The organism is Hydrogenophaga sp. UC242_53, assembly GCF_042696965.1.
Lineage (GTDB): Bacteria > Pseudomonadota > Gammaproteobacteria > Burkholderiales > Burkholderiaceae_C > Hydrogenophaga.
On record NZ_CP170552.1, the window covers coordinates 1,663,130 to 1,683,324 of the forward strand.

Below are 20,195 nucleotides of genomic sequence, written 5' to 3' on the forward strand. Positions count from 1 at the left end.
CGGCGGTCGTCGCGCACGGGATCAATGCGCCCGCAGTGTCATGCTGAAAAATCCGACGACCGCTGCATTGAAGCGGGCATGAAACTCGACCCGATCGAAACCTGGAGCGCTGGTGCAAATGGGGGGTGCGATCGACGCCAGCGCGCTGCTGCACGGTGCCAGGAAGTCAAAGTGTCCGGCCTTGGGGACAAGGTGGTACTCCGGTGCCTGCGGCAATGCGAGCCGCACCGCTTCGGCGTAGCGCGGATGTGGAAGGATGGCATCGTCCTCGGCGCGCCAGAGCTGCACGGGGACCTTGACGTTCTTGAGCCCATCGGGTGCGAAGCTGAAGCCGAGCGCTGGTGCGGCCACCACTGCGGCCTTGATCCGAGGGTCCGCCGCGTTGGCGATGGCGGACGCGGCGGGCGGGGTGACGTTGCTGCCGCCGTTTTTCGCCAGGAGCTGGCATGCAAAGTCGCCGGGGTATTGGCGGCACACCGGTTCGATCTTTGAAAAGTCGGGCACCCCACCGATGTTCGCGAGCGTGGTGAAGCCGCCGGCGGAGAAGCCAAACATGCCGACGCGCGCCGGGTCGATCGCCGCACGACCATCCCAGCTCGCCAGCATGTGATCGATCACCCGGCTGATCTGTCGGGGCCGGTCCATGATGTCGACGGCGCGACTCTGATCCGCGTAGTTGTCGCCCGTGTGCGTGACGGCCGCCACCACGAAGCCGGCGTCGGCCAGCGCCATGGCCGTATCGAAGTGCCCGAGAAACGAGCCGCCAGTGCCATGCGAGATCAACACCAGCGGCAGTGCCTTGCCTTGCACCGGCCCTTTGACGGCCACGCTCATCGTTGTCGGGCCCATCGCCACGGGCAGGACCGCGGCCGAACTCGGGTACCAGATGCCGATTTCGAGTGGCTTGCCGTCCGGGTCCGCGGCGAATCCATGCTGAAAACCGGCGGCGTGGGCGCAGGCACCGGTCAGCGCCAGGGTGAGGACCACGGAGAACCGTTTTGTGTTGAGCGTTTTCATGTGGCGCGAGCCTCGGTTGGAATGACGTTCGCGATTATCTGGACGGGGCGTCCACGGGTCTCGCGTCTTGCGACGAAGTGCGGATTCTCTTCGCCAAACACCCTCGGTGCTGCGCCAGCGGAACCAGCGCAGTCCATCAGGTGCGCATGTCCAGCCCTCGTCAGGCCTCGAACACCTCTCCCTGCTTCTGCATCCAGTCCACCGGCATCGAATTCGTTCCCCAGTGGTGCAGCCGCCCGGCGGCCTCGCCCAGGTTCCAGAGGTGCCGCAGCTGCAGGAACAGCGGCAATGCCGCCAGGTCCGCCTCGCTCACCTCGCCGCCGCCTTCGCGGTAGCCGCGCAGGTAGTGCGTCCAGCGCTCGCGCAGGGTGTCGTCGGGCTCCTTGAGGTTTTTGCGGACCATGTGCGACCAGGGCAGCACGCTCAGGTCGTAGGCCAGGAAGCCGGGGCCGGCATCGTCGAAGTCGAAGAACACCGTCTTGCGGGTGCCGGCCGCGTCGGTGTGCACGTGGTTGTTGAAACCGTGCGTGTCGCCGTGGCAGACGACGCGCGTGAGCCCGCCTTCGGCGGCGGCCAGCTCGTCCAGCAGGCGGTGCACCACCTGGCTGTAGGTTTCGAGCAAACCGGCGTCCAGGTCCGGGTAGGCCTGCAGGTAGCCCAGGGTTCGGCCGGCGAGGTGGTGGCCGTCCAGCGTATAGCGGCTGGGCGGGCCTGCGTATTCGCGAGCCACCCCGTGGATGTGGGCCAGCGTGCGGCCGGTCAGCTCGATGTCTTCCAGTGTGTCGGGGACGGTGCCTTCGGCATGGCGGAACAGCGCCAGCGCGCGCGGCCCTTCCGGGAACTGAAGCGGGATGTGCGTTTGCCCGTCCGCCGTGAGCATCGGCGCGGCCACGCCCACGCCTTGGGCGTTCAGGTGCATGAGCAGCGAGGCTTCGAATTCGACGTTGAAGTCGCCGCGCGGGCGGATGGAATAGAGGCGCGCCACGCAGCGGCTGCCGTCGGTGGACCGCAGGGCGTAGTTGTCGTTCAGGCCCCGGCGGATCAGGTGGCATTGCCGCACCTCCAGCCCGTGGTGCCGCGCCACCCAGCGCGCGATGGAGGAGGGGGCTGTGGTCGTGTGGGTGGGGATCAGGTCGGGATCGTGGGCCATGGCGCATTGTCTGCGCGGGGCGGCGCCTCGCAAAGCACCCGTCGCTGCACGATGAAGCAGAATGCAAGGCGCCAGAGCAGTCAGCACTTCACCAGCTTGCCGATGCGGGAGAACACCCCATGAAAACACCAGCGATCCTGTTTTTCCTTGCACTTTCGTTGCCGCTCACCGCAACGGCTTGCCCGATTGGTATGCAGTTCAACGGGAATGGCTGCAGTCCGCCGTACCAATACAGCATGGACGACTGGATCCGTCAGCAAAGAGACTACGTGGATTCCCTCGGGCCGAAGGGGCCTCCCGCTCAAGGCCTCACGCTGGAGGAAAGCCGCGCCTTGCAAAAAGGACTGGCGGAGCAGGAAAAAGAGCAACAGGAAAAACGGCGGGCGCATGCCAAAGGCCTATGGCATGTGGAGACGAAAGCCACGCCCGAGGGCAACCTGTGCGCGGCGGTGTTTTCCAAATACAAGCTCGACGAAGGTGGCGTCGTGACCATCGTGGGGTTCCAGAAGCCCAAGACCGATGCATGGCTGATTTTTCAGGGTGCAGGGCTGCCCAAACCCCAGAAAGTCGAGAAATTGAGAATCACCCTTCAGCAAGACGACGAACCTGCCCAGACCCTTCAGGTATTCAATTACAGGGAGTCCAGGGAGGTGGGCACGGTGATGTTCGCTGTGCCCGGGCTGGCTGCGGCGCTCGATGGCATGCGCGATCAACAGAGCTTCAAACTGTCGTTGGATGGGAAAACGCTGATGGGCATTCAATGGACGGGCGGCGCGGCGGTGATTGAGAAACTCAGGCAGTGCGCGAAGTGATTCCGATGGCAGTGGTTGGTCGGCGACAGGCTTTTTTAGGCCGTTCCTGCGGGGCAACGATGGCTCTTTTCTGCCATAAGCAGGCATTCGTGGAGAACGTTTATGGGGTGGTTTTGGATCGTGCTCGGCGCTTCCCTCCCATGGGTTGGATGGGATGCTCTCGGGTCACTTGTCACTCGCCAGTTGACGAGACGTGAAGTGGCGGAGAGGGTGTTCGGACCGGGTGCTCCAGATCTGTCCGAGCAGGCGGAGCACTACGCTAGAACCCGAGCGCTGATTCAAGGCTCATCGCTCGCGCAACTGATGGCGATTGTTTTCTGTATCGCCGGTTTGGCTGCCATCGTCTTCGGCATTGCGCTGTTGCTCGAATGAAACCGAACACGCTCGTCCGCTGTGGCAGGCATGTCCTGGAAACGGAGGCCGCAGGGCGCAATCGGCGTGCCTGTGTCAGGGCGCTGCAGCGGCCTTGAGCGGGGAGGACGCCATGAACTGGGTGGCGATGCGTTCGGCCAGCAGGTTCAAGGCGCCGCGGTAGACCGCGTCGACACGCTCGGGCTCGCCCATCAAGACCTCGAACGAGGGGATGTTCGCGGTGTCGGGGGCCATGATCGCCCAGTCCTTGTTGGGTCGGGCATCCACCCCGTAGTAGATCGTGGTGCTGAACGGGTTTTCGGCACCGCTGCGCAGAAAGGAGTGCGCGTCGACGTTGACCTTGGGCGCGAAGCCCATGGTCCCCATGTCGGAGAAGAAGCCCATGGTGTCGAACTGCAGTTGCATGCCGATGTCTTCATCGAACACCAGGGCTTCGAGGTCCACCCCATCCGGGTCGGCCGGGTCGCGGTGTTCAGGCTCGATCAGCCGAACCTGGTAGCCCGCCGCGCGCAGCCGGTCGGCCACCAGCTTGCTGAGGTAGGCCCCGTAAGCGGGCTGGCGAGACTTCGTGAGGGCGGTGAAAGCGCGGGTCTTGTCGCGTGAGTCGGCCCATGCGCCCGCAGAGGCTATCGGGAAGATGAAGACGGCGGCTGTGCGGCTGGTGAGCGTGTACTCGATGGGATCGGCAGCGGGAACGAGGGCGACGCTGCGCACCGGAAAGGTGTCGGCCGCGCGGGCCACGAAGGAGGTGGCGAAAAGGGCCGCGATCAGCAGGGCACGAAGCAGGCGCATGGTAGAGAAGGGGTAGAAAGGAGAAAGGTTCTCCGGGGTGTGGCCGATGGCGGCCATTCTATGCAGGCGGCCTGTGTTCGAAGGAGTCTTGCGTTGCTGCGCAGGCGTATGTCCTGGTCTGCGGCCCGGAAGAAAGGGCTTGCTGCGGACCGCTCGTCGAACGTCCAGTTGCAGCTGATCTGACAATGAAACAGTCCGCTGCACCTGCGGGGATTGGCATAAAGTCTTTTCCGCTCACGAAAAAGGTGAGCCGGGTGTGAGAACCTGTATATCCACGGCAGAGGCCGTAAATACCGACAAGGAATGCGGCCTCTGTCGATCCAGACCGATGTTTTTTTGGCGGCCTGGACGGGAGGCCGCGAGGCCTACCGGTTTTCCGTGGATCCCGGTTCTCACCCCGTTCAGGCCGCCGCCCTTATCCAGGGCGGCGGCTGTTCACCAACGAACAGGGAAGCCACCACATGCCCCGGCTGCAGCACAAGCAACAGAGACTCGCCGTCTTGTTTGACGCGGAAAACGTCTCCTACACACTCACCCGTCCCATCCTGCTGCGCGCCGCGAGTTATGGCGTGCTGGCGGTCAAGCGCGCGTATGCGGACTGGTCCCGGCCGGGCATGAGCCGCTGCAAGAACGTGCTGCTGCACAACGCGATCGAGCCGGTGCAACTCTTTCCCTACGCCATGGGCAAGAACGCCGCCGACATCGTGCTCAGCCTGGACGCGATGTCGCTGGCGAACACGGGCCAGTTCGACGGGGTGTGCCTCGCGTCGTCGGACAGCGACCTCACACCACTGGCCTTCTGCCTGCGGCGCGAGGGTCTGCGCGTTTACGGCTTTGGCGCGCGCCAGACGCCGCGGGCCTTCGTGGCGGCGTGCAACAGCTTCATCTACACGGAGTCGATCGCCATCGCGGCCTGAGCCTGCCCGCTCGTTCGTTCGTTCGTTGATTCAGGCCGCGCGCCGGGCCATCAGGGCCCACACGCCCGCCGCCGTCAGCAGCGAGCCGCCCGCGAGGTGAAAGCGCCGCTGCGCGCGCGGCGAGGTGAGCACCCGGCGCGCCGAGGCCGCGAACACGGCGTACAGCGTGGCGTTGAGCGCTGGCCAGCACCACGAAGGTGATCGGCCAGCACCCACAGCTGCGGGGCCACCGGCACCGAGGGGCTGATGAACTGGGGCAGGAAGGCCACGAAGAACACGATGCCTTTGGGGTTGAGCGCGGTCACCAGGTAGGTGTTGGCGAACAGGCGCCAGCGCGATTGCGGCGCGGGTGGGGCGGCCAGTTCGGTGGACGAGATGCCCGCGCGCAGCAGCTTGACGCCCAGGTAGATGAGGTACAGGCCGCCGGCCCATTTGATGAGGGTGAACCAGAAGGCCGAGGTGGCGAGCAGCGCGCCCAGGCCGAGCAGCGAGACCGCCAGCGCGGTGGAGTCGCCCAGCGCCACGGCCGCCACCAGCGGCACGTTGGCGCGCCGGCCGTGGGCCATGGAGTAGCTGATGACGGTGAGGATGGTCGGGCCGGGAATGATCAGCATGACGGCCGATGCGGCGACGAAGGCGAGCCAGAGTTCGATGGGCATGGAAGCGTTCCGGTTGGTCCGAGCGTGGTTTAGCCGAGGGTGGTGTCGCTCTGGGCGTGGGCGTCGCCCATGTAGAGCTTGAGGATGGGGCCTTCGCCGTCGTGTTCCCACACGCGGCCACGGATGAGGAATTGCCGGCCACCCAGGCGGACCAGGTCGCCCTGGGCCGGTTGCACCGAGTGGCCTTGCCAGAAGGCGGGCACGGTGATGGGGGTGCGGCGGATCCAGGCCTGGTCTTCCGCGCTGAACACCAGGACCGTGCGCAAGCTCGATGGGCTCATGGGTGTCTCCTTGGGCTGGCTGGCTTTGGGGGGCCGATGAACGGGAGCTTAGCGCAAGCGGGCGGGCCGGGGTGAGCAAAAAAGACATGGTTTCCCCACACAAGACGGCCCCGGGGGCGTCGATACAGCAGACATCTGTCCACACATTCAAGGTATCCGCCATGCGCGTCAACTCTCCCGTTACCCAGCGTGAATACGAGTTCCCCGACAATGCCACGCTGATGTCGACCACCGACACCCAGAGCCACATCACCTACGCCAACGCAGCGTTCGTGGACGTGAGCGGTTTCACGCTGGAGGAGATCCAGCGCCAGCCGCACAACCTGGTGCGGCACCCGGACATGCCCAAGGAGGCGTTCGCCGACATGTGGGCCACGCTCAAGGGCGGTGAGCCCTGGACGGCCCTGGTGAAGAACCGCCGCAAGAACGGTGACCATTACTGGGTGCGGGCCAACGCCACGCCGGTGATCCGCAACGGCCAGACCGTGGGCTACATGTCGGTGCGCACCAAGGCCAGCCGCGAAGAGATTGCCGGCGCCGAGCGGCTCTACGCCGACATGCGCGAGGGCCGCGCCCGCCACCTGAAGCTGCACAAGGGCCTGCTGCTGCGCACCGGGCTGATGGGGCTGACGACCGTGTTCAAGACCATGGGCGTGCGCAGCCGCATCCGCCTGCCGCTGGCGGTGTTGCTGGCCGCTCTTGCTGGCGGCGCCTGGGCGCTGGGGCTGCATGGCATGGAGTGGGCGCAGTTCGCCGGCCTGTCCGCCGTGGGCGTGGGCCTGGCGGGCTGGTTCCTCGAATCACAGCTGGCCGGCCCGCTGGAGTACCTGCGCGAGCAGGCCCTGCGCGTGGCCACGGGCGACACCCACAAGGTGGCGCATATGGACCGGGTGGACGAAATCGGCATGACCATGCGCACCATCAGCCAGCTGGGCCTGATGTTCCGCTGGTTGATCGACGACGTGAGCCAGCAGGTGCTGACGGTGCAGACGGCGGTGACGGAGATCGCCCAGGGCAACAACGACCTGAGCCAGCGCACCGAGCAGGCGGCGTCCAGCCTGCAGCAGACGGCGGCGTCCATGGAGCAGATGACCGCCACCGTGCGCCAGAACGCCGAGACCTCCAGCCAGGCCAACCAGCTCTCGGGCACGGCCAGCGACGCGGCTTCGCGCGGCGGCCATGCGGTGTCCCAGGTGGTGCACACCATGAGCGAGATCACCGAGAGCTCGCGCAAGATCAGCGACATCATCGGCGTGATCGACGGCATCGCCTTCCAGACCAACATCCTGGCGTTGAACGCGGCGGTGGAAGCCGCTCGGGCCGGTGAGCAGGGTCGGGGCTTCGCGGTGGTGGCCGGTGAGGTGCGCAGCCTGGCGCAGCGCAGCGCCGAGGCGGCCAAGGAAATCAAGCAGCTGATCGGCGCCAGCGCGGGCAAGGTGGAGGCCGGCACGCGACTGGTGGACGACGCGGGCAAGACGATGGACGAGATCGTGCAGCAGGTGCAGCGCGTGTCGGACCTCATCAGCGAGATCAGCGCGGCCACGATCGAGCAGAGCGGCGGCATCCAGCAGGTGAGCCAGGCCGTGGGCCACCTCGACCAGGTGACGCAGCAGAACTCGGCCCTGGTGGAGCAGGGTGCCGCCGCCTCACAAAGCCTGCAGCAGCAGACGAAGCGGCTGGTGGAGGCGGTGAGCGTGTTCCGCTGAAACCGGCGCCGTCATGCCTCCTCGACCCGCGTGGTGATGCGCAGGCCGGTGGCGGCTTCATCAAAGTCCTCCAGGGACAGCAGGCCGGTGCACGGCCGGGCGCCGCTCGGCAAGGGCTCGCCGGCCGCCAGTTTCTTCACCAGGGCCCAGGCCGCGAGGGTGGGCACAGGGCCCGTGGCCCTCGGTAGCGATCAGTTCCCAGGTGCGCGCGATGGGTTGGTCGCGGTGGTCCACCCCTTTGGCCCGCACGTGCATGGCCCCGGCATCGCTGCCCCAGGTCTTGAACAGGTCCGCCGCGCGGGTGAGCAGCCTGGCGTGGGCCGACCAGTCGCGCACCAGGCCCAGGCGCCGGGCCAGCGCCATGAGGTTCATGCCCCGGTGCAGGAAGGCCAGTTCCAGGCCCGCGCCGAACCGCACCGTGGGTGCGCCCGGGTAGCGCGCGGGGAGGAGGCTCAGGTCGGGCACCTCACAGGGTGAGAGCAGCCGCGCCCCGACCGGTGCGCCATACCGATGGCGGTACGACCGCCCCCAGCCGAGTTCGCTGCGGCCGTCGGCGTGCGCGATGGTTTGCCCGCAATAGCTCAGGATGCCTTGCACGGTGGAGAGCCCACGCTCGGTGCGGTTGCCCGGGCTGATGCCGATGTCGATGGAGCGCACCAGCGCCATGCCTCGGCTGAGGTGGTCCGCGGCCGCAGCCGACAGCGCGGGGACGGAGCTGGCGCCGCTGAGCACCAGCACACCGGCCGCTTTGGCCGAGGCGTCCAGGGCGCCGATGCCGGCGACGAAGTCACGGCCGTCGGCCAGATCGATGTAGTGCGTGCCGTGGCGGATGCAGGTCTCGGCCACGTGGTGGTTCTGGCCCTGGAAGGGGCCCGAGGTGTGCACCACCACATCCGGGGTCCACTGCGCCAGGGTCTGTTCGAGAGAGGGGGTATGGACGTCCAGCGCCGCGGCATGAAGCTCCGCGGCGGCGGAGGCCTGGAGCGTTTGAACCAGGGCTTGCGCGGAGGCCGCGTGCCGGCCAGCGACCACGATGCTCAGGCCTTCAAGCCGCGCCAGGCGCTCGACGAGGCGGCTGCCGAAGAAGCCGTATCCCCCTGTCACCAACACCCGGTAGCCGCTGTGCATACCGGAGTCTAGTGCGGGCGCAGGTTCAGTGGGCCGGGGGCGCGAGCACCAGGTGGCGTTGCACCCACCAGCCGATGGCGCGGGGCAGTTCGGACCAGTGCCAGGTGCTGGGCTGGCACTGCACGCAGTTGGCGCCGGGGTCGTCGAAGCTCAACACGTCGAAGTCGGTGTGGGCGAGCGCGAGTTCGCGGCTGAGCATGCAGCCGCTGGCGCGGTCGATGCGGGCGTCCAGGACCGCCAGGGCCGGGGGCGATTGCTGCGCGCGCCGCAGGGCGGCGACGGGGTCAACCGTCCAGTAGATCTGGGTGCTGCGCACCCAGTCGCCGACGAGGCCCCGCACCGTGTCCAGGTATTCGCCACGCGGGCAGACCACCAGCACCTGCAGGGGCTGGGTGTCGAGCGGCGCGGGGAGGGAAACGGTCATCTCAGGCTCCTGTCGGCTGGACGCGAGAAGCCGCGCCGCCATGCAGAGACTGTGCAGCGCATCGGGGGCGCGTGCCTGCGGGGAAAACTGGACGGTGCGGGGCGGAATCACCCGCAAGCCCAGGGCGCCTGTGCGAAAGTCCTCAGTCGTCTTCGGCGCTGATCAGGCCTTCGCGGATGGCCAGGCGCACGAGCGCGGGCAGGTCGCTCACGCCGAGCTTGGCCATGAGCCGGCTGCGGTAGGACTCGACCGTCTTGGGCGAGAGGTGCAGCTGTTCGCCGATGGCCACGCTGGTCAGGCCGCGCACCACGAGCAGGATGACCTGCTGTTCGCGCGCCGAGAGCGATTCGATGCTGCTGGGCGGGGCGTCGCCCATGAGCCCTTCGACCGCCAGTTCGGCCACGCCGATGCCCAGGTACTTGCGGCCCTCGCTCACCGCCGCCACCGCGTCGATCACGTCCCGCGAAGGCGAGCCCTTGAGCACGTAGCCGAAGGCGCCCAGGCGCATCGCTTCGGCCACGTGCCTGGGCTGGGCCGACATGGTCAGCAGGATGGTGCGGGTGCTGAGTTTGCGCCGCTGCAGCTGTTCGAGCAGTTCGAAGCCGGAGCGGTGGGACAGGTGCAGGTCGAGCAGCAGCACGGTGGGCACCAGGCGCACGATGTCCGCGAGCGCGGGGGTGGGCTGATCCGATTCGCCGACCACGTGGTGCCCGGCGCCTTCGAGCACCGCGCGCAGGCCGTCCCTCATCATCGCGTGGTCGTCTACCAGGTATATGTCGCTCATGGCAGTCTCAAGGTGGCGCAATCAGGGTCTTGCGGGTGACGGTTCTCCGGGGGGGATGGCCGGTGGGGTTCCCCAGGTGAGAGAGATGACGGTGCCGCCTTTGGGCAGGCCCTTGGCTTCCATGCGCGCACCGATGGCCAGCGCGCGTTCGCGCATGCCCACGATGCCGAGGTGCCCGGGCCGGCCAGCGGCCATCTTGGGCGTCAGGCCTTTGCCATCGTCGGTCACCTGAAGGTGCAACCACTCGGCTTCGCCATCGACACGCACCACCACCTGGCTCGCGTTGGCGTGCATCACGGCGTTGGCCAGGGCTTCCCGGGCCACCATGAAGGCGGCGTATTCCACGTCGGCGGGCCAGCGCACGTCGCTTGCGGTGGGCGAGATTTTCAGCAGCAGCGCCACCGGCTCGGCATCGGGGGTGCGCGTGTGCACCTCGTTTTCCAGCGCCGCCTGCAGGCCGAGTTCATCCAGCAGCGGTGGACGCAGCTCCACCAGCACCTGGCGCACCTCGGTGTTGGCGGTGTCGATCATGTTGCCCAGCTTGAAGGCGCGCTCTTTGGCCTTGTCGGGCAGGCCGAGCGGGATCATGCCCGTGAGCGCGTCGAACGACAGCCGGATCGCGCCCAGCGTCTGTCCGAGCTGGTCGTGCAGGATCTGGGCCAGCCGGCGCGTGGTCTGTTTTTCCTGATGCAGCAGGCGGCGCGTGAGTTCGGAGAGCTCGAGCTGGTACTGCGCCACGGCGCGCTCGGCGCGCACGCGCTCGGTCACGTCGCGCAGGATGGCGGTGAGCACCTTGTTGCCGCGCACGGTGATCTGCGAGATCGAGGCTTCGAGATTCAGCGTCTGGCCGTCGGCCCGCAGGCCGGTCACGCGCCCCACACCCATGGGGCGTGTGGTGGTGTGGGATTCCGCAAAACGCTGCAGGTGGCCGAGGTGCTGGGCGCGTTGCATCTCCGGCAGCAGGACGTCCAGTGGCTGCCCGATCATGCTGCTCTCGGGGTGGCCGAAGATGCGGGCGGCGGCGGGGTTGAAGAGGCTGATGCGCCCCTGCAGATCCACGCTGATCACCGCATCGCTCGCGGAGTTGATCACCGCGCTCAGCACCTCGCCCTGTTCGCGCAGGTGCTGCTCGGACTGGCTGTAAGGCCGCGCCAGGTGGCGCGAGATCGCGAAACCGGCCAGGCCCAGCAGCAGCGTGGTGATGCCGCCCCAGGTCAGCAGGCTGCGCTCGAGCTGGCGCACGGGCTCGACCGCGGCGCTCAGCGGCTGGTAGCCGACCACCTGCCATGGGGTGCGCAGTTCCGAGTCCCGGGGCTGAATGGCGACGTGCGAGAGGAGGTAGTGCCTGCCTTTGTCGTCCTGCACGGTGTGGGCGTCTTCTTCAGGGCCGGTCAGCAGAACGTTCCATTCGCTGTCGGTCACCGTCGGCCGCTCCCCGATCAGCACGCGCCCGTCGGCGTCGACCAGGGCCAGGTTCAGGGACCGGCGGACCTCTGGCGGCCCCAGCACCTGCTGGCGCAACTGGTCGAAGAAGCGGGCGTCGAGGTGCGCGGCGATCACCCCACGGGTCAGCCCCTGGGTGTCGTAGACGGGCATGGCGATGTCGGCGAGCTCTTCCGGCACCTGCAGACCCCGTTTGCTCAGGGGGTCGCGCAGCGCCACCGGCGGATGCAGGCTGCCGAACCACAGGCCGTCCCGGCCGTTGGTGAACACCCCGCGATGGGCGATCGAAGTGCCTTCGAGCAGGCGATCGCTGGCCACTTCCACTTCGCCGTGCTCATTGGTCACACCGATCCACACGTAGCTGTTGGTGCTGATCTTCAGGCGCTGTATCTGATCGCGCCAGGTGTCGGTGTGGATGTCGGCCCGGGCCATTTCGCCGAGCAGCTGGAGTTCGACGGTGCGGCGGGCCAGCGAGCGCGAAATCTGGTCCGCGTACAGCTGGGCGGATTGCTCGACACGGGTGCCCGCGCGCTGTTCCAGTTCCTTGGCCACGATGATCTCGGCCAGCAGCAGCGAGAGAACCAGCAACACCAAGGCCACCACCGCGGGCAGCAGCGGCAGTATCCAGGTCAGAACTCGGTCGCGGGGTGCAGCGGTCGTCAAGGGGCTCCCTCTTCTTTTGGGTGGCGCCCTGCCAGCGTATCAGAGCTTGCGAGGTCTTTCGTGTGAAATATCACTCGACAACGGGCCTGTCCGTGGCGAATATGACTTCACTTGCACGAGGCCCTTCATGCGCATCCCCTTGTTGATCATTGGCGCTGTTCTGTGGCACACAGATTTGCATGCGCAGGTGGTCGAGCGGGTGGTTGGGGTGGCGGCAACTCCCTGGTGCGATCTCGCGCCCTGTTTGCGCAGCAGGGCGTGACGGTCGCGGTGGTGGACGCGCCTTCGGAGAAGCAGCGCCCTCCGTACCTGAGCGGGTTTCGCCAGCTAGCTGACCATGTGGTCGATGTTCAGGCCGTCATCGCCTGGTCGCGCCCCAGGAGCCGGACGCAGAGCCACCACGGCTTCAACGGCATCGAGGCCGAGGTGGTGGGCCAGACGGTGGCGTGGATGCTGGCGAAATAGAGGCGGTCCGTCACCGCGGTTTCAAGGGGATGGGCTACATTGCGGGCGGTTGCTTCACCCCAGTTCCCATGCCCGAACCCGCCACCCCCGAACCCCCCGCCGCCGTCGGCTTTGGCGAGGCCCTGCGCTTCTGGCTCAAGCTGGGTTTCATCAGCTTCGGCGGGCCGGCCGGGCAGATCGCGATCATGCACACCGAGCTGGTGGAGCGCCGCCGCTGGATCAGCGAACGCCGCTTCCTGCACGCGCTGAACTACTGCATGCTGCTGCCCGGCCCCGAGGCGCAGCAGCTCGCCACCTACATCGGCTGGCTGATGCACCGCACCTGGGGCGGCATCGTGGCCGGCGCGCTGTTCGTGCTGCCCTCCCTGTTCATCCTGATCGGCCTGTCCTGGGTGTACCTGCGCTTTGGCGACGTGCCGGTGGTGGCGGGCATTTTCTACGGCATCAAGCCGGCCGTGACGGCGCTGGTGTTGCACGCGGCGCACCGCATCGGCACGCGCGCGTTGCGCAACCCCTGGATGTGGGGCATCGCCGCCGCCGCCTTCGTGGCGCATCTTCGGGTTCGACACACCGTTCCCCGCCATCGTGCTGGCCGCCGGCCTGATCGGCCACTTCGGCGCGCGGCGTTGGCCCCAGGTCTTCGCGCTGGGCGGTGGCGATGGTGCCCAGGCGGCGGGCCATGGGCCGGCCTTGATCGACGACCACACGCCCACGCCGGCGCACGCGCGTTTCTCGAAACGCCATCTGGCGAACGTCCTGGGCGCGGGGCTGGCGCTGTGGCTGCTGGGCATGGCCGCGCTGGTGGCGACGCAGGGTTGGGAGGGCACGCTGGCCCGGATGGCCTGGTTCTTCACCAAGGCGGCGCTGCTCACCTTTGGCGGGGCCTACGCGGTGCTGCCCTACGTGTACCAGGGCGCGGTGGACACGCACCAGTGGCTCACCGGCGCTCAGATGATCGACGGCCTGGCGCTGGGCGAGACCACGCCCGGCCCGCTCATCATGGTGGTGGCCTTCGTGGGGTTTGTCGGTGGATGGACAAAGTCCGTGCTGGGGCCGGACGCGCTGTTCCTCGGCGCGGCGCTCGCGGCGACGGTGGTGACCTTCTTCACCTTCCTGCCGTCGTTCGTGTTCATCCTGGCGGGTGGCCCGCTGGTGGAGGCCACGCACGGCAGGCTGGGCTTCACCGCGCCGCTCTCGGCCATCACCGCCGCCGTGGTGGGGGTGATCCTCAACCTCGCGCTGTTCTTCGCGTACCACGTGTGGTGGCCCAAGGGCTTCGGCGGGCCGTTCGACCTTGCTTCGGCGGTCATCACGCTGCTGGCGCTGGTGGCGCTGTTCCGCCTCAAGTGGGGCGTGATGCCGCTGCTGGGGGTGTGCGCCTTGGCCGGGCTGGCGCTGACCCTGCTGCGCTAGTCAGGCCGTTGCTGCCGCCTTGAGGCCGAGTTTCTTGACCATGGCCTCGCGCAGCAGGAACTTCTGGATCTTGCCGGTGATGGTCATGGGGAAGGCGTCGACGAACTCGATGTAGGCCGGCACCTTGTAGTGGGCGATCTGGCCGCGCGCGAAGTCCTGCAGTTCCTGCACCGTGGCCTTCTCGCCGGCCTTGAGCACCACGCAGGCACAGAGCACCTCGCCAAAGCGCGGGTCGGGCACGCCGACCACCTGCACGTCCTGCACCTTGGGGTGGCGGTAGTAGAACTCCTCGATCTCGCGCGGGTACACGTTCTCGCCGCCGCGGATCACCATGTCTTTCAGGCGGCCGACGATGTTGACGTAGCCCTCGGCGTCCATGGTGGCGAGGTCGCCGGTGTGCATCCAGCCCTCGGGGTCGATCGCTTCGCGGGTTTTTTCGGCGTCGTCCCAGTAGCCCTGCATCACCGAGTAGCCGCGCGTGCAGAGTTCGCCCACCAGGCCGCGCGCCACGGCGCGGTTGTCGGTGTCGACGATCTGCACCTCCAGGTGGGGCTGTACCCGTCCCACGGTGGACACGCGGCGGTCCACCGGGTCGTCCACCGCGCTCTGGGTGGAGACCGGGGGAGGTTTCCGTCATGCCGTAGGCGATGGTGACTTCGCGCATGTTCATCAGCGATTGCACGCGCTTCATGACCTCGATGGGGCAGGGCGAGCCGGCCATGATGCCGGTGCGCAGGCTGGAGAGGTTGGTGGCGCCGAACTGCGGGTGGTCGAGCACGGCGATGAACATGGTGGGCACGCCATAGAGCGCGGTGCAGCGCTCGGCCTGCACGGCCTGCAGCACGGCGGCGGGGTCGAAGGCCTCGGAGGGGTAGACCATGGCGCAGCCGTGCGTGACGCAGGCGAGGTTGCCCATGACCATGCCGAAGCAGTGGTACAGCGGCACGGGGATGCACAGGCGGTCTTCCGGCGTGAGGCGGATGGCCTCGCCGACGAAGAAGCCGTTGTTCAGGATGTTGCGGTGGGTCAGCGTGGCACCTTTGGGGAAGCCAGTGGTGCCCGAGGTGAACTGGATGTTGATCGGGTCGGTGGGCGCGAGCCGGGGGCCGATGGCCGCGAGTTGCTCGCGCTGGGCGTCGCCGGCTTTCGCGGGCAGGTCGTCGAAATTGAGCATGCCCGCGGTTTTTTCCTGGCCGAGCCGGATCGCCCAGCGCAGGTGCGGCAGGGCCTGGGCATGGAGCTGGCCGGGGGCGGCGGCGTCGAGCTCGGGGGCGAGGCTGCGCAGGATCTCGATGTAGTTGCTGGTCTTGAGCGCGGGCGCGAGCACCAGGGCCTTGCACGAGACCTTGTTGAGCGCGTAGGCCAGTTCGCTGGCGCGGTAGGCGGGGTTGATGTTGACCAGGATCAGGCCGGCGCGCGCGGTGGCGAACTGCATCAGCGTCCATTCGGCGCAGTTGGGTGCCCAGATGCCCACGCGGTCGCCGGGTTGCAGGTCCAGCGCGAGCAGGCCGGCGGCCACGGCGTCGCTGCGTTGCAGCAGCTCGCGCCAGCTCCAGCGCACGTTCTGGTGCGGGATCACCAGGGCTTCGCGCTCGCCCCACTGGTGGGCGGCGCGGGCCAGCGCCTCGCCGATGGTGATGTCGTGCAGGGCCGGGCTCTGCGGGCCCTGGGCGTAGGAAGAGGTGGGGGCGGATGCTGGGTTCATGTCGGTCTCGGCGGTGCGGGGGTGCAAAGGTTCGCCGGCCATCATGAACGCCCGCCGCGCCGCCCGCACGCCCGGGATTTCCCTGACGCCATGTGTTCCATTCCAGTACGATGCGCGCTGCCCATTCATCACCCAACCGCCGGAGGCTCTCGCTCATGAAGGAAGCTTTGCAGATCGATGACGTGGATGTGGTGGTGGAAGGCGAGGGCCCGCACACGGTGGTGATGCTGCACGGCTGGCCCGACACCCCGGCCCTGTGGGACAGCACCGTGGTGGCCTTGCGCGAGGGCTACCGCTGTGTGCGCTTCTGCCTGCCGGGCTACGACCTGGCAGAACCGCCCCAGGGCGGCGTCGGTGGACGCCATGACCGGCCTGATCCGCAAGATCGTCGACGCGGTCAGCCCGCACCAGTCGGTCACGCTGCTGGTGCACGATTGGGGCTGTTTCTTCGGCTACGAGTTCGCCGCGCGCCACCCGGACCGGGTCGCCCGCGTGGTGGGCGTGGACATCGGCGACACCAGCTCGGGCGCCTACCTCAGGGGCTTGAGTGGCAAGGAAAAACGGATGATCGCGGGCTACCAGATCTGGCTCGCGGTGGCCTGGAAGATCGGGCCGTGGTGGCCCTGGCTGGCGAACCGCATGACGCGCTACATGGCGCGCACCATCGGCTGCCGCAACGAACCGTCCCGGATCGGCTGGCAGATGAACTACCCGTATGCCATGGGCTGGTTCGGCGCCCATGGCGGCCTGCGCGGCGTGGGCCGTGTGGACAAGCTGCTGGGCGTGGGCATGCCCGCGCTGTTCATCTATGGGCGGCGCAAGCCCTTCATGTTCCATTCCGAGCGCTGGCTGGACCAGCTCACCCGCGCGCCGGGTTGCGAGGTGCTCGCGCTGGACACCGGCCACTGGGTGATGCGCCAGAAGCCGGCCGAATTCAACGCCTGCGTGCGCGCCTGGCTGGACCGATCCACTTCCCTGGTATGAAACCCGAAGACCTCGAACGCCTCGTCACCGTGGAAATGCCCTTTGGCAAATACAAGGGCCACGTGATCGCGGACCTGCCGGGCAACTACCTGCACTGGTTCGCGCGCGAAGGCTTTCCGCCCGGCGAGATCGGCCGCCTGCTGGCGCTGATGCGGGAGATCGACCACAACGGGCTGAGCGAGCTGCTCACGCCATTGCGGCGGCGCTGAAACTCAGCCCAGACCCAGCGCGTGGTGCACGCGCATGGCGCCCCAGGCGTCGTTGGCGGCGTAGATGAGTTGGGCTTCCGTCAGCCGCGGGTTGGCCCAGTTGGACGTGGCCGCCTTCTTGGATTTGATGAAGCGCTGGTTGAACAGCACCGCGATCGCGCCTTTGACGCCCATGTCCTTGCGGTAGCCGCGTTCGCGGAACACGGTGTTGAGTTCCAGCACGCCGCCGGGCTCCACGCCGAGCTTGGCCACGATGCGCCGGGTGTCGTCGCCCAGGCCGAAGCCGGCCTTGGTGTGGCCGCCGTCGGCCAGCAGCGCGGCCACCTGGGCGCGGCAGTCGGGTTCGTGCAGCTGGAACACCCAGGCGTGCTGCATCGTGGCGAGCTGCACGATGTGCGGCCCGTCGGACACCTGGTCCTTGAAGAAGGTGGGCTTGGACTCGGTGTCGAAGCCCCAGGCGCGGTGGTCGCGCAGGGCGGCGCAGGCCTCTCGGGCCTGGGCGGCGGTGTTCACCAATGTGATGCGGTCGAGCCGCAACTGCTCGAACGGGGCGAGCAGGGCGATCTCGTCCTTGCTGGGGGTGGGGTGGTGTTCTCGGGAGGTCATCGCGGGGCAGGATACCCCGGCGCGCATAATCGCGCCCTCCATGAGAAAAATCTTCCCCCTGACCCAAGAAGGCCGTCACCGCGATCGCGTGCTGGAAGCCGTGAAGCACGAGATCCGCAAATACCTCAAGCGCGAGCGCCGCCGCGAGTTGCCCGAGGGTGCCGATTTCCTGGACTTCGACTGCCGCCTCGGCGCCACCAAGGAAACCGCCGAGGTGGTGCACCTCTCCGCCCTGATCGGCCAGCTGGACGCCGTGGCGCGCGAGGGTGGGGCGCAGGCCTACGTGGAAATCCTGGCCGAAACCCGGCGTGCGCCGCCCGCGCCCCCCGGGCGCCAGCGCCGAAAGCGACCATCCGGCACAATCGTCCGATGCCCCAGACGACCCTGCCTCCGACGCCGAAAGACCCGCTGATTGAAGGGGTGAGCGACGCGCCCCCCGAGGGCGAGTTCCTCACGTTTCCCGGTTCCCCGTTCGAGCTCTTCCTGCCCTACCCGCCAGCGGGTGACCAGCCCGAGGCCATCCGCCAGCTGGTGGAGGGGGTGAACGACGGCGAGGTGTTCCAGACCCTGCTGGGCGTGACCGGCTCGGGCAAGACCTTCACCATGGCCAACGTGATCGCGCGGCTGGGCCGCCCGGCGATCGTGTTCGCGCCCAACAAGACGCTGGCCGCGCAGCTCTACAGCGAGTTCCGGGAGTTCTTCCCGAAGAACGCGGTGGAGTACTTCGTCAGCTACTACGACTACTACCAGCCCGAGGCCTATGTGCCGCAGCGCGACCTGTTCATCGAGAAGGACAGCGCGATCAACGAGCACATCGAGCAGATGCGGCTCAGCTGCACCAAGAGCATCCTGGAGCGGCGCGACGTGGTGATCGTCGCCACGGTCTCGGCCATCTACGGCATCGGCAAGCCCGAGAGCTACCACCAGATGGTGATGACGCTGCGCACCGGCGACAAGATCGGCCAGCGCGACCTGATCGCCCAGCTGGTGCGCATGCAGTACGCGCGCAACGAGCAGGACTTCTCGCGCGGCAAGTTCCGCGTGCGCGGCGACACCATCGACGTGTTTCCCGCCGAGCACTCGGAAATGGCGATCCGCATCGAGCTGTTCGACGACGAGGTGGAGACGCTGCAGCTGTTCGACCCGCTCACCGGCAAGGTGCGCCAGAAGATCCCGCGCTTCACCGTCTACCCCAGCAGCCACTACGTGACGCCGCGCGAGCAGGTGCTGCACGCGGTAGAGGCCATCAAGCTGGAGCTGGCCGACCGGCTCAAGCAGCTGGTGGGCGAGGGCAAGCTGGTGGAGGCCCAGCGGCTGGAGCAGCGCACCCGTTTCGACGTGGAGATGCTCAGCGAGGTGGGCCATTGCAAGGGCATCGAGAACTACTCGCGCCACCTCGCGGGCAGCGCCCCGGGCGAGCCGCCGTCCACCCTGACCGACTACCTGCCCAAGGACGCGGTGATGTTCCTGGACGAGAGCCACGTGCTCATGGGCCAGTTCGGCGGCATGTACAACGGCGACCGCGCTCGCAAGACCACACTGGTGGAATACGGTTTCCGCCTGCCCAGCGCGCTGGACAACCGCCCGCTCAAGCTGGAGGAGTTCGAACAGCGCATGCGGCAGGTGGTGTTCGTCTCCGCCACGCCGGCCGACTACGAGAAAACCCACGCCGGTCAGGTGGTGGAGCAACTGGTGCGCCCCACCGGTCTGGTGGACCCGGAGCTGGAGGTGCGCCCGGCCACCCACCAGGTGGACGACGTGCTGCAGGAGATCCGCATCCGCGTCGAGAAAAACGAACGCGTGCTGATCACCACGCTGACCAAGCGCATGGCCGAGCAGCTCACCGACTACCTGACGGAAAACGGCGTCAAGGTTCGCTATCTGCACAGCGATGTCGATACCGTGGAGCGTGTGGAGATCATCCGCGACCTGCGCCTGGGCGCCTTCGACGTGCTGGTGGGCATCAACCTGCTGCGCGAAGGGCTGGACATTCCCGAGGTGTCGCTGGTGCGCATCCTGGACGCCGACAAGGAAGGTTTCCTGCGCTCGGAGCGCAGCCTGATCCAGACCATCGGCCGCGCCGCGCGCAACCTGGGCGGCAAGGCCATCCTGTACGCCGACCGCATCACCGACTCGATGAAGCGGGCGATGGACGAGACCCAGCGCCGGCGCGACAAGCAGATCGCCCACAACCTGGCCATGGGCATCGAGCCGCGCAGCATCAACAAGCGCATCAAGGACCTGATCGACGGGGTCTACAGCGAGAAGGCGGGCCGGGAGGCCGATCGCCTGGCTGCCGAGAGCGCCCAGCGCGCCAGCGTCGAGGAGATGAGCGAAAAGGACGTGGCGCGCGAGATCAAGCGGCTGGAAAAGCTCATGCTCGAACACGCCCGCAACCTGGAGTTCGAAAAGGCCGCCGGCGTGCGCGACCAACTCGCCCACCTCAAGGCCCAGGTGTTCGGTGCCCCGGGTACCGACAACATTCCCTGAGCACCGAACTGGTGCCCCCGGGGAACGGGGGAAGGGTTTACCAGTAAAATGCTGAGCAAAACACTAGGCTTTTGAGGTATACTCGACGAAAACAGTCGGGAAAGCCTTCGATAACAGATCCGCAACGGATCGGGGTGGGTGGAGAAGGGGTTCAGGGGGGTTCTTACCCGTTGGA

General features: G+C 67.5%; 17 protein-coding genes and 4 pseudogenes. 10 read left to right on the top strand and 11 right to left on the bottom strand.

Translation table 11 applies throughout. The features are described from left to right. Window positions 1–21: 21 nt before the first annotated feature. Together ACFJI0_RS08595 and ACFJI0_RS08600 are read right to left on the bottom strand one after the other, a co-directional pair. Window positions 22–1,017: an alpha/beta hydrolase family protein gene (locus ACFJI0_RS08595; RefSeq protein ID WP_382324305.1), complete on the bottom strand. Its 996-nt coding sequence runs from the start codon at window positions 1,015–1,017 to the stop codon at window positions 22–24. A gap of 160 nt (window positions 1,018–1,177) precedes the next feature. After that, on the bottom strand, window positions 1,178–2,167 hold the full coding sequence (locus ACFJI0_RS08600; RefSeq protein ID WP_382324307.1) for a phosphotransferase enzyme family protein: 990 nt from the start codon (window positions 2,165–2,167) through the stop codon (window positions 1,178–1,180). 119 nt (window positions 2,168–2,286) lie between these two features. Here ACFJI0_RS08600 and ACFJI0_RS08605 point away from each other — a divergent pair, with 119 nt between their 5' ends. Both ACFJI0_RS08605 and ACFJI0_RS08610 read left to right on the top strand, forming a co-directional pair. Next, window positions 2,287–2,979 (top strand): hypothetical protein, encoded by a 693-nt coding sequence (locus ACFJI0_RS08605; RefSeq protein WP_382324309.1) that lies wholly within the window; start codon window positions 2,287–2,289, stop codon window positions 2,977–2,979. A gap of 198 nt (window positions 2,980–3,177) precedes the next feature. Further along, window positions 3,178–3,351, top strand: coding sequence for a hypothetical protein (locus tag ACFJI0_RS08610; protein WP_382324311.1), 174 nt, complete (start codon window positions 3,178–3,180; stop codon window positions 3,349–3,351). 75 nt (window positions 3,352–3,426) lie between these two features. Here the strand turns inward: ACFJI0_RS08610 and ACFJI0_RS08615 are convergent, their stop codons facing one another. Then, a complete protein-coding gene (locus ACFJI0_RS08615; RefSeq protein ID WP_382324313.1) occupies window positions 3,427–4,200 on the bottom strand; it encodes a hypothetical protein in 774 nt (257 codons plus the stop codon). Window positions 4,201–4,643: 443 nt separating this feature from the next. Here ACFJI0_RS08615 and ACFJI0_RS08620 point away from each other — a divergent pair, with 443 nt between their 5' ends. Continuing rightward, complete coding sequence (locus ACFJI0_RS08620; protein ID WP_382324315.1) at window positions 4,644–5,060, top strand: NYN domain-containing protein; 417 nt, start codon at window positions 4,644–4,646, stop codon at window positions 5,058–5,060. 30 nt (window positions 5,061–5,090) lie between these two features. On the opposite strand, the pseudogene ACFJI0_RS08625 reads toward ACFJI0_RS08620, so the two are convergent. Beyond that, window positions 5,091–5,719, bottom strand: a pseudogene (locus tag ACFJI0_RS08625) (LysE family translocator). Between the two features lie 29 nt (window positions 5,720–5,748). Next, window positions 5,749–6,000, bottom strand: coding sequence for a hypothetical protein (locus ACFJI0_RS08630; protein WP_382324316.1), 252 nt, complete (start codon window positions 5,998–6,000; stop codon window positions 5,749–5,751). A gap of 161 nt (window positions 6,001–6,161) precedes the next feature. Between ACFJI0_RS08630 and ACFJI0_RS08635 the strand changes: the two genes are divergently transcribed. Further along, on the top strand, window positions 6,162–7,706 hold the full coding sequence (locus ACFJI0_RS08635) for a methyl-accepting chemotaxis protein (protein WP_382324318.1): 1,545 nt from the start codon (window positions 6,162–6,164) through the stop codon (window positions 7,704–7,706). Between the two features lie 11 nt (window positions 7,707–7,717). On the opposite strand, the pseudogene ACFJI0_RS08640 reads toward ACFJI0_RS08635, so the two are convergent. From ACFJI0_RS08640 to ACFJI0_RS08655, 4 genes and pseudogenes are all read right to left on the bottom strand, one after another. After that, window positions 7,718–8,834: pseudogene (locus ACFJI0_RS08640) on the bottom strand (saccharopine dehydrogenase NADP-binding domain-containing protein). 25 nt (window positions 8,835–8,859) lie between these two features. Beyond that, window positions 8,860–9,258 (bottom strand): hypothetical protein, encoded by a 399-nt coding sequence (locus tag ACFJI0_RS08645; RefSeq protein WP_382324320.1) that lies wholly within the window; start codon window positions 9,256–9,258, stop codon window positions 8,860–8,862. Between the two features lie 142 nt (window positions 9,259–9,400). Continuing rightward, a complete protein-coding gene (locus ACFJI0_RS08650) occupies window positions 9,401–10,042 on the bottom strand; it encodes a response regulator (protein WP_382158573.1) in 642 nt (213 codons plus the stop codon). 21 nt (window positions 10,043–10,063) lie between these two features. Beyond that, a complete protein-coding gene (locus ACFJI0_RS08655; protein ID WP_382324322.1) occupies window positions 10,064–12,148 on the bottom strand; it encodes a PAS domain S-box protein in 2,085 nt (694 codons plus the stop codon). Between the two features lie 258 nt (window positions 12,149–12,406). On the opposite strand from ACFJI0_RS08655, the gene ACFJI0_RS08660 reads away from it, so the two are divergent. Together ACFJI0_RS08660 and chrA are read left to right on the top strand one after the other, a co-directional pair. Next, window positions 12,407–12,613 carry a hypothetical protein gene (locus tag ACFJI0_RS08660; protein ID WP_382324324.1) on the top strand — a complete coding sequence of 69 codons (207 nt, stop codon included), beginning with the start codon at window positions 12,407–12,409 and terminating at the stop codon, window positions 12,611–12,613. A 68-nt stretch (window positions 12,614–12,681) separates the two neighbouring features. Next, window positions 12,682–14,026: pseudogene (gene chrA / locus ACFJI0_RS08665) on the top strand (chromate efflux transporter). Here the strand turns inward: chrA and ACFJI0_RS08670 are convergent. After that, window positions 14,027–15,731: pseudogene (locus tag ACFJI0_RS08670) on the bottom strand (AMP-binding protein). It abuts the pseudogene before it with no gap. A gap of 363 nt (window positions 15,732–16,094) precedes the next feature. Between ACFJI0_RS08670 and ACFJI0_RS08675 the strand changes: the two are divergent. Both ACFJI0_RS08675 and ACFJI0_RS08680 read left to right on the top strand, forming a co-directional pair. Next, window positions 16,095–16,715 (top strand): alpha/beta fold hydrolase, encoded by a 621-nt coding sequence (locus ACFJI0_RS08675; RefSeq protein ID WP_382324326.1) that lies wholly within the window; start codon window positions 16,095–16,097, stop codon window positions 16,713–16,715. Next, window positions 16,712–16,924: a DUF3820 family protein gene (locus tag ACFJI0_RS08680; RefSeq protein ID WP_291118552.1), complete on the top strand. Its 213-nt coding sequence runs from the start codon at window positions 16,712–16,714 to the stop codon at window positions 16,922–16,924. The genes ACFJI0_RS08675 and ACFJI0_RS08680 overlap by 4 nt, the downstream gene beginning before the upstream one ends. 3 nt (window positions 16,925–16,927) lie before the next feature. Here the strand turns inward: ACFJI0_RS08680 and ACFJI0_RS08685 are convergent, their stop codons facing one another. Beyond that, on the bottom strand, window positions 16,928–17,530 hold the full coding sequence (locus ACFJI0_RS08685; RefSeq protein WP_382324328.1) for a 3'-5' exonuclease: 603 nt from the start codon (window positions 17,528–17,530) through the stop codon (window positions 16,928–16,930). Between the two features lie 40 nt (window positions 17,531–17,570). Here ACFJI0_RS08685 and ACFJI0_RS08690 point away from each other — a divergent pair, with 40 nt between their 5' ends. Together ACFJI0_RS08690 and uvrB are read left to right on the top strand one after the other, a co-directional pair. Next, window positions 17,571–17,942, top strand: coding sequence for a DUF6172 family protein (locus tag ACFJI0_RS08690; protein ID WP_382324330.1), 372 nt, complete (start codon window positions 17,571–17,573; stop codon window positions 17,940–17,942). Continuing rightward, entirely contained in the window at window positions 17,900–20,020 is a 2,121-nt protein-coding gene (uvrB, locus tag ACFJI0_RS08695; protein ID WP_382324332.1) for an excinuclease ABC subunit UvrB, read from the top strand. The genes ACFJI0_RS08690 and uvrB overlap by 43 nt, the downstream gene beginning before the upstream one ends. Window positions 20,021–20,195: the final 175 nt, after the last annotated feature.

What these genes read in the sequence shown, in the direction of transcription:
- ACFJI0_RS08595 (WP_382324305.1), bottom strand. Translation starts at nt 1,017, where the DNA reads ATGAAAACGCTCAACACAAAACGGTTCTCCGTGGTCCTCACCCTGGCG.
- ACFJI0_RS08600 (WP_382324307.1), bottom strand. Translation starts at nt 2,167, where the DNA reads ATGGCCCACGATCCCGACCTGATCCCCACCCACACGACCACAGCCCCC.
- ACFJI0_RS08605 (WP_382324309.1), top strand. Translation starts at nt 2,287, where the DNA reads ATGAAAACACCAGCGATCCTGTTTTTCCTTGCACTTTCGTTGCCGCTC.
- ACFJI0_RS08615 (WP_382324313.1), bottom strand. Translation starts at nt 4,200, where the DNA reads ATGGCCGCCATCGGCCACACCCCGGAGAACCTTTCTCCTTTCTACCCC.
- ACFJI0_RS08630 (WP_382324316.1), bottom strand. Translation starts at nt 6,000, where the DNA reads ATGAGCCCATCGAGCTTGCGCACGGTCCTGGTGTTCAGCGCGGAAGAC.
- ACFJI0_RS08635 (WP_382324318.1), top strand. Translation starts at nt 6,162, where the DNA reads ATGCGCGTCAACTCTCCCGTTACCCAGCGTGAATACGAGTTCCCCGAC.
- ACFJI0_RS08645 (WP_382324320.1), bottom strand. Translation starts at nt 9,258, where the DNA reads ATGACCGTTTCCCTCCCCGCGCCGCTCGACACCCAGCCCCTGCAGGTG.
- ACFJI0_RS08650 (WP_382158573.1), bottom strand. Translation starts at nt 10,042, where the DNA reads ATGAGCGACATATACCTGGTAGACGACCACGCGATGATGAGGGACGGC.
- ACFJI0_RS08675 (WP_382324326.1), top strand. Translation starts at nt 16,095, where the DNA reads ATGACCGGCCTGATCCGCAAGATCGTCGACGCGGTCAGCCCGCACCAG.
- ACFJI0_RS08680 (WP_291118552.1), top strand. Translation starts at nt 16,712, where the DNA reads ATGAAACCCGAAGACCTCGAACGCCTCGTCACCGTGGAAATGCCCTTT.
- ACFJI0_RS08685 (WP_382324328.1), bottom strand. Translation starts at nt 17,530, where the DNA reads ATGACCTCCCGAGAACACCACCCCACCCCCAGCAAGGACGAGATCGCC.
- ACFJI0_RS08690 (WP_382324330.1), top strand. Translation starts at nt 17,571, where the DNA reads ATGAGAAAAATCTTCCCCCTGACCCAAGAAGGCCGTCACCGCGATCGC.
- uvrB (WP_382324332.1), top strand. Translation starts at nt 17,900, where the DNA reads ATGCCCCAGACGACCCTGCCTCCGACGCCGAAAGACCCGCTGATTGAA.